The sequence below is a fragment of the Zetaproteobacteria bacterium genome (genome assembly GCA_003696765.1).
Taxonomy (GTDB): domain Bacteria; phylum Pseudomonadota; class Zetaproteobacteria; order Mariprofundales; family J009; genus RFFX01.
Map to the genome: position 1 here is coordinate 1 of RFFX01000023.1, position 6372 is coordinate 6372.

A 6372-nucleotide genomic window follows, 5' to 3' on the forward strand; every position below is an offset into this window, starting at 1 on the left:
CACGGCCGCAGGCAGGGTTGCGGCCAAGCGGTCGGCGGCGGAAGAGCGTCGCCCCGTTCGCCCCCCTTCCGGCCGGAAGCCATCCGATCCGCGGCCGGAGGCTCCACCGGCAGGCCCGTGCGCGGACCACTTCCCCCCCCACGGGCGGCGATCGATACCATCCGTTTCCGCGGCCGATCGGCGCCGGTCCGGTCGGCGCCGATCCACCCCCAACAGACGATTCCACCCCGTCGCCGAAGGTCCAGATCACGGCGACCGACACAATCCATATTCCGGAGCATCCCGAGATGACCACAGCGGAGCGTACCGCAACACGAGAAGAAGAGAGCGCCCATACCCCGCAGGAGCCGCCGGAGGCGGAGCGCGCACCCGGAACGGGGGAGGCGGGAGCACAGGAGGATCTCGCCCCGTCGACGGAGGAGGCCCCTTCCGCCAGGGAGCGGCGCGAGGAAGAGGGTGAAGGGCGCAACGGCCGGCGCCGCGGCCGACGCGACAAAGGGAGGCGCCGCCGCGCCGCCGCTCAGGAGCGCGACGATGAAGAGGAGGGGAGCAACGAACTGGCCGGCATCTCGCTCCACCTGCGCGAGGTGGCGGCGATGTCGCCCAACGAGCTGCTGCTCAAGGCCGAGAGCCTGGGCATCGACAACGCGGTGGGCATGCGCAAGCAGGAGCAGCTCTCCGCCATCCTGCGCGCCCACGCCCGCCGCGGCGGCACCATCTTCGGCGAGGGGGTGCTGGAGACGCTGCCCGACGGCTACGGCTTCCTGCGCTCGGTCGATGTCAACTACCTGGCCGGACCCGACGACATCTTCGTCTCCACCCAGCAGGTGCGGCGGATGCTGCTGCGCAAGGGGGACACCGTCGTCGGGGAGATCCGTCCGCCGCGCCGCGGCGAGAAGTACTTCGCGCTCAAGTCGATCGACAGCGTCAACGGCGTCCCCCCCGAGGAGGCGCGCCGGCGGGTGCTGTTCGACAACCTCACCCCCCTCTATCCCGACGAGCGGTTGCGGATGGAGATCGACGATCCCGCCTGCAAGGACCGGACCGGCCGGGTGATCGACATCATCGCGCCGATCGGCAAGGGACAGCGCGGCCTGCTGGTCGCGCCGCCCCGCACCGGTAAGACGGTGATGCTGCAGTCGATCGCCCACTCGATCGAGCGCAACCACCCCGAGGTGGTCCTGATGGTACTCCTGATCGACGAACGGCCGGAGGAGGTGACCGACATGAAGCGGTCGGTCAAAGGCGAGGTGGTCAGTTCCACCTTCGACGAGCCGGCGAAGAACCACGTGCAGGTGGCCGAAACGGTGATCGAGAAGGCCAAGCGGCTGGTCGAGCACGGCCGCGACGTGGTGATCCTGCTCGACTCGATCACCCGGCTGGCCCGCGCCTACAACGCCGTGGTCCCCTCATCGGGCAAGGTGCTCTCCGGCGGGGTCGACTCCAACGCGCTGCAGCGGCCGAAGCGCTTCTTCGGCGCGGCGCGCAACATCGAGGGGGGCGGCAGCCTGACCATCATCGCCACCGCGCTGATCGACACCGGCAGCAAGATGGACGAGGTGATCTTCGAGGAGTTCAAGGGGACCGGCAACATGGAGCTGCATCTGTCGCGCAAGCTGGTGGAGAAGCGGATCTTCCCGGCGATCGACATCGCCCCCAGCGGGACGCGCAAGGAGGAGCTGCTCACCCCGGCCGACCAGCTCTCCCGCATCTGGGTGCTGCGCAAGCTGCTCTCCCAGATGGGCACGGTGGACAGCATGGAGTTCCTGCTCGACAAAATGCGCAAGACCAAGTGCAATCAGGAGTTTTTCGATCAGATGAACTCCTGACCACCCCGCGCCTCGCCGCACTCCGGCGGGGCGAAGGCTCAATGGGTGGTCGGGGCCACCTCGTGCAGGTCGGCTAGAAGCGCCGGCAGAGAGGGCGCCGGCCGGACGAACCCCTGCGGCAGCCGCACCAGCGCGTGGCGCAGCACCTCGTCCATCCCGGAGACCAGCCGCACCTCCAGCCCCTTGCGTACCGTCTCGGGTACCTCCTTGAGTTCGTCGGCGTTGAGCTCCGGGATCAGCGCCACCTCCAACCCGCCGCGCTGCGCGGCAAGCAGCTTCTCCTTCAGGCCGCCGATGGGCAGCGCCTTGCCGCGCAGGTTGATCTCCCCGGTCATGCAGACGTTCCGCCGCACCGGGATCCCGGTCAGCGCCGAGACCATCGAAGTGGCCATGGCCAGCCCGGCGGAGGGGCCGTCCTTGGGCACCGCCCCCTCGGGAACGTGGACATGGATGTCGACCTTCTGGTGGAAATCCTGCTTCAACCCCAGTTGGGCGGCGCGAGCGCGGACGTAGGTGAAGGCGGCCTGCACCGACTCCTGCATCACGTCGCCCAACTGCCCGGTGACGGTCAGTTTCCCCTTGCCCGGGGTGAGCGCGGTCTCGATCTGGAGCAGTTCGCCCCCCACCTCGGTCCAGGCCAGGCCGGTGACCACGGCGACCTGATCCTCCTTCTCGGCCAGACCGTGGCGGTACTTGCGCACCCCCAGATACTCCTCGAGTCGATCCGGCGTGATGGTGATCGACCCCTGCACATCGCCGCGCACCAGCTTCCACGCCGCCCGCCGCATCAACTTGCCGATCACCTGGTTGAGCGCACGTACCCCGGCCTCGCTGGTGTAGTGGCGGATCAGCTCGGGCAGCACCTCCGGCGCGATGGTGCATTCCCCCGGCTTGAGGCCGTGCGCCTGCTGCTGCCGCGGGATGAGGTGGCGCCTGGCGATCTCCACCTTCTCCGGCTCGGTGTAGCCGGAGATGCGGATGATCTCCATCCGGTCGCGCAGGGCGTAGGGGATGTTCATGCTGTTGGCCGTGGTGATGAAGAGCACCTCGGAGAGGTCGAAGTCGACCTCGAGGTAGTGGTCGTTGAAGGCGTGGTTCTGCTCCGGATCGAGCACCTCGAGCAGTGCCGCGGCCGGATCGCCGCGGAAATCGGCGCCCAGCTTGTCGATCTCGTCGAGCAGGATCACCGGATTGCGCCGCCCCGCCTTCTTCATCGCCTGGATCACCTTGCCCGGCAGGGCGCCGATGTAGGTACGGCGGTGGCCGCGGATCTCCGCCTCGTCACGCACACCCCCCAGGCTGATCCGAACGAACCTGCGGTTGGTCGCCTCGGCGATGGAGCGGCCGAGCGAGGTCTTGCCCACCCCCGGCGGGCCGACGAAGCAAAGGATCGAGCCGCGCGGCTTTTTGACCCGCTGCAGCACGGCCAACTGCTCCAGGATCCGCTCCTTGACCTTCTCCAGCCCGAAGTGGTCCCGCTCGAGCACCGCCTCGGCCCGGCGCAGATCGCGCACGGTACGACTGCGCCGCTTCCACGGCAGATCGACCAGCCACTCGATGTAGGTGCGCACCACCGTCGCCTCGGGGCTCATCCCCGGCATCAGCTCGAGCCGACGCAGCTCGCTCTCGGCCTTCTCCCGCGCCTCGCGACTCAGCCCGCAGGAGGCGACCCGCTCGCGCAGCCGCTCCAGCTCCGCATCCTCACCCTGGTTGAGCTCCTTGCGGATCGCCTGCATCTGCTCGGTCAGGTAGTACTCGCGCTGCCGCTTCTCCATCTGTGTCCGGACGCGCGAACGGATCCGCCGGTCGACCTCGATCATCTCGATGCGCTGCTCGAGCATGCCGTAGATCAGCTCCAGCCGCTCCAGTACCGACGGCGTCTGCAACAGCCGCACCTGATCCTCGATCTTCAAGCGCAGATGGGCGGCGATGGTGTCGGGTAGGCGGTCGGGCTGCTCCATCGATCGGACGGCGACCAGCAGCTCCTGCGGACACTGCTCGTCCACCTTGGCGTAGACCTCCAGCCGCTGGATCACCGTCCGGGCCACCCGTGCGATCTCGTCGGCATCCTCCTCCGGTGCGGGCAGCTCCGCGCATTGGCCGCGCAACACCCGACCGTCGTCGGTGAGCGCGCGCAGCGCCACACGCGCCCGCCCTTCGATCAGGGTCTTGATGCTCCCGTCGGGCAGGCGCAGGAGCTGCAATACCGTTCCCAGCGTCCCGACTGGGTAGAGCCCCTCCGGCTCGGGATCGTTCTCCTCGGGGTTGCGCTGGGTGAGCAGCAGCAGCGGCTTGCCGCTGGCCGCCGCCTCCTCCAGCGCCGCGATCGACTTCTCCCTGCCGACGAAGAGCGGCACCACCATGTGGGGGAAGACCACCAGATCGCGCAGCGGCAGCGCCGGCAGCCCCTTGCTCCGGTAATAGTCGTCGAGGCTCCTCATGGTCAGGCGGCCTCCTCCTCCGAGCGGAAGAGGTAGAGCGGATCGGCGCTGCCGTCGATCACCTCGGCGCCGATGATGCACTTCTCCACTCCATTCATCCCCGGCACCTCATACATCACGTCGAGCATCACGGACTCCATGATCGCCCGCAGACCGCGCGCGCCGGTCTTGCGCTCCACCGCCTTGTCGGCGATCCGCTCCAACGCCTCGTCGGTGAAGGAGAGTTCCACTCCGTCGTAGGCGAGCAGCGTCTTGTACTGCTTGGTCAGCGCATTCTTCGGCTCCACCAGGATGCGCAGCAGGCTGTCGCGGTCGAGCGGATGGAGGGCGGCCACCGCCGGCATGCGCCCGACCAGCTCGGGGATCAGCCCGAAACGGACCAGATCGTCCGGCTCCACCTGGGCCAGCAATGCACCGATCTCCCGCTCCTCGTCGGGACGGACGTCGGCGTTGAAGCCGATGGAGCGCCGGCTGGTGCGCGCCTCGACGATCTTCTCCAGCCCGTCGAAGGCGCCGCCGAGGATGAAGAGGATGTTGGTGGTATCGACCTGCAGCAGCTCCTGCTGGGGATGCTTGCGCCCCCCCTGCGGCGGGATGGAGGCGACCGTCCCTTCGATCAGCTTGAGCAGCGCCTGCTGCACCCCCTCGCCGGAGACGTCGCGGGTGATCGAGGCCGACTCCCCCTTGCGGGCCAGCTTGTCCACCTCGTCGATGTAGACGATGCCGCGCTCCGCCTTCTCCACCTGGTGGTCGGCCGCCTGGACCAGCTTGACGATGATGTTCTCCACGTCGTCACCGACATAGCCCGCCTCGGTCAGGGTGGTGGCATCGGCCATGACGAAGGGGACATCGAACGCCTTGGCCAGCGTCTGGGCCAGCAGCGTCTTGCCGCAACCGGTCGGACCGATGAGCAGCACGTTGCTCTTGGCCAGCTCCACCCCGCCGTCGCCGAGATGGGAGATCCGCTTGTAGTGGTTGTAGACCGCCACCGACAGCAGCCGCTTGGCCTCCTCCTGACCGATGACGTAGTCGTCGAGATGGGCCTTGATCTCGGCCGGGCGCGGCATGCAGTCGCCCCGCCGACCTTTCTCCTTGCCGGCGGCCCCCTCCTCCTCCGCGATCAGGTCGTTGCAGAGCTCGACGCACTCGTTGCAGATGAAGGCGGTCGGCCCGGCGATCAGCTTGACCACCTCGTGCTGGCTCTTGCCGCAAAACGAGCAGTAGAGGGTCGAATCCTTGCCGCCCATCGCGCTACTCCTGCCCGTCCTTCTCGTCCGGACGCCGCTCCAGCACCTCGTCGATCAACCCGTACTCCTTCGCCTCGCCGGCGTCGAGGAAGTAGTCACGCTCGACGTCGGCGGAGATCTTCTTCAGCGACCGCCCGGTATGGCGGGCGAGGATGCGGTTGAGCCGCTCCTTGAGCTTGATGATCTCCCGGGCGTGGATGGCGATGTCGGTCGCCTGCCCCTGGAAGCCGCCGAGCGGCTGGTGGATCATCACCCGGGCATTGGGCAGCGCAAAACGTTTGCCTTTGGCGCCGGCGGCCAGCAACACCGCCCCCATGCTCGCCGCCTGACCGACGCAGAGGGTGGAGACGTCGCACCGGATGTACTGCATGGTGTCGTAGATGGCCAGCCCGGCCGAGACCAGCCCCCCGGGGCTGTTGACGTAGAGGAAGATATCCTTGTCCGGCCCCTCCGACTCGAGGAAGAGCAGCTGGGCGATCACGAGATTGGCCAGGTGGTCGTCCACCGCCCCCCCGATGAAGACGATCCGCTCCTTGAGCAGCCGGGAGTAGATATCGTAGGAGCGCTCGCCGCGTGAAGTCCGCTCCACCACCATGGGGATGAGGTTCATATCCGATGGAACCGCAAAAAGTCCATCCGTGGACTTTTTGCTTGACGGGGATCGAAGAGCGCGGTCTTCGATCCCCTTACAAATCCATCGGTTGCATGCGCAACCTCCGGATTTGCGCGGCCGTCCGTGGCCGCGATGATGCTTTCTTGCGAAACCATCATACCCGATGGAACCGCAAAAAGTCCATCCGTGGACTTTTTGCTTGACGGGGATCGAAGAGCGCGGTCTTCGATCCCCTTACAAAC

4 protein-coding genes are annotated in these 6372 nt (G+C 67.5%); 1 reads left to right on the forward strand and 3 read right to left on the reverse strand.

Annotated elements, in window-relative coordinates:
* Positions 1-287: 287 nt before the first annotated feature.
* Entirely contained in the window at positions 288-1829 is a 1542-nt protein-coding gene (gene rho, locus D6682_02360; GenBank protein RMH52251.1) for a transcription termination factor Rho, read from the forward strand.
* 38 nt (positions 1830-1867) lie between these two features.
* Here rho and D6682_02365 read toward each other — a convergent pair whose 3' ends face one another.
* From D6682_02365 to clpP, 3 genes are read right to left on the reverse strand one after another with little or no spacing between them, the layout of a single operon-like run.
* On the reverse strand, positions 1868-4270 hold the full coding sequence (locus D6682_02365; GenBank protein ID RMH52252.1) for an endopeptidase La: 2403 nt from the start codon (positions 4268-4270) through the stop codon (positions 1868-1870).
* A 2-nt stretch (positions 4271-4272) separates the two neighbouring features.
* Positions 4273-5517, reverse strand: a complete 1245-nt coding sequence (gene clpX, locus D6682_02370; GenBank protein ID RMH52253.1) for an ATP-dependent Clp protease ATP-binding subunit ClpX — start codon at positions 5515-5517, stop codon at positions 4273-4275.
* A gap of 4 nt (positions 5518-5521) precedes the next feature.
* Entirely contained in the window at positions 5522-6127 is a 606-nt protein-coding gene (clpP, locus tag D6682_02375; protein RMH52254.1) for an ATP-dependent Clp endopeptidase proteolytic subunit ClpP, read from the reverse strand.
* Between the last annotated feature and the right edge of the window lie 245 nt (positions 6128-6372).

What these genes read in the sequence shown, in the direction of transcription:
- rho (RMH52251.1), top strand. Translation starts at nt 288, where the DNA reads ATGACCACAGCGGAGCGTACCGCAACACGAGAAGAAGAGAGCGCCCAT.
- D6682_02365 (RMH52252.1), bottom strand. Translation starts at nt 4,270, where the DNA reads ATGAGGAGCCTCGACGACTATTACCGGAGCAAGGGGCTGCCGGCGCTG.
- clpX (RMH52253.1), bottom strand. Translation starts at nt 5,517, where the DNA reads ATGGGCGGCAAGGATTCGACCCTCTACTGCTCGTTTTGCGGCAAGAGC.
- clpP (RMH52254.1), bottom strand. Translation starts at nt 6,127, where the DNA reads ATGAACCTCATCCCCATGGTGGTGGAGCGGACTTCACGCGGCGAGCGC.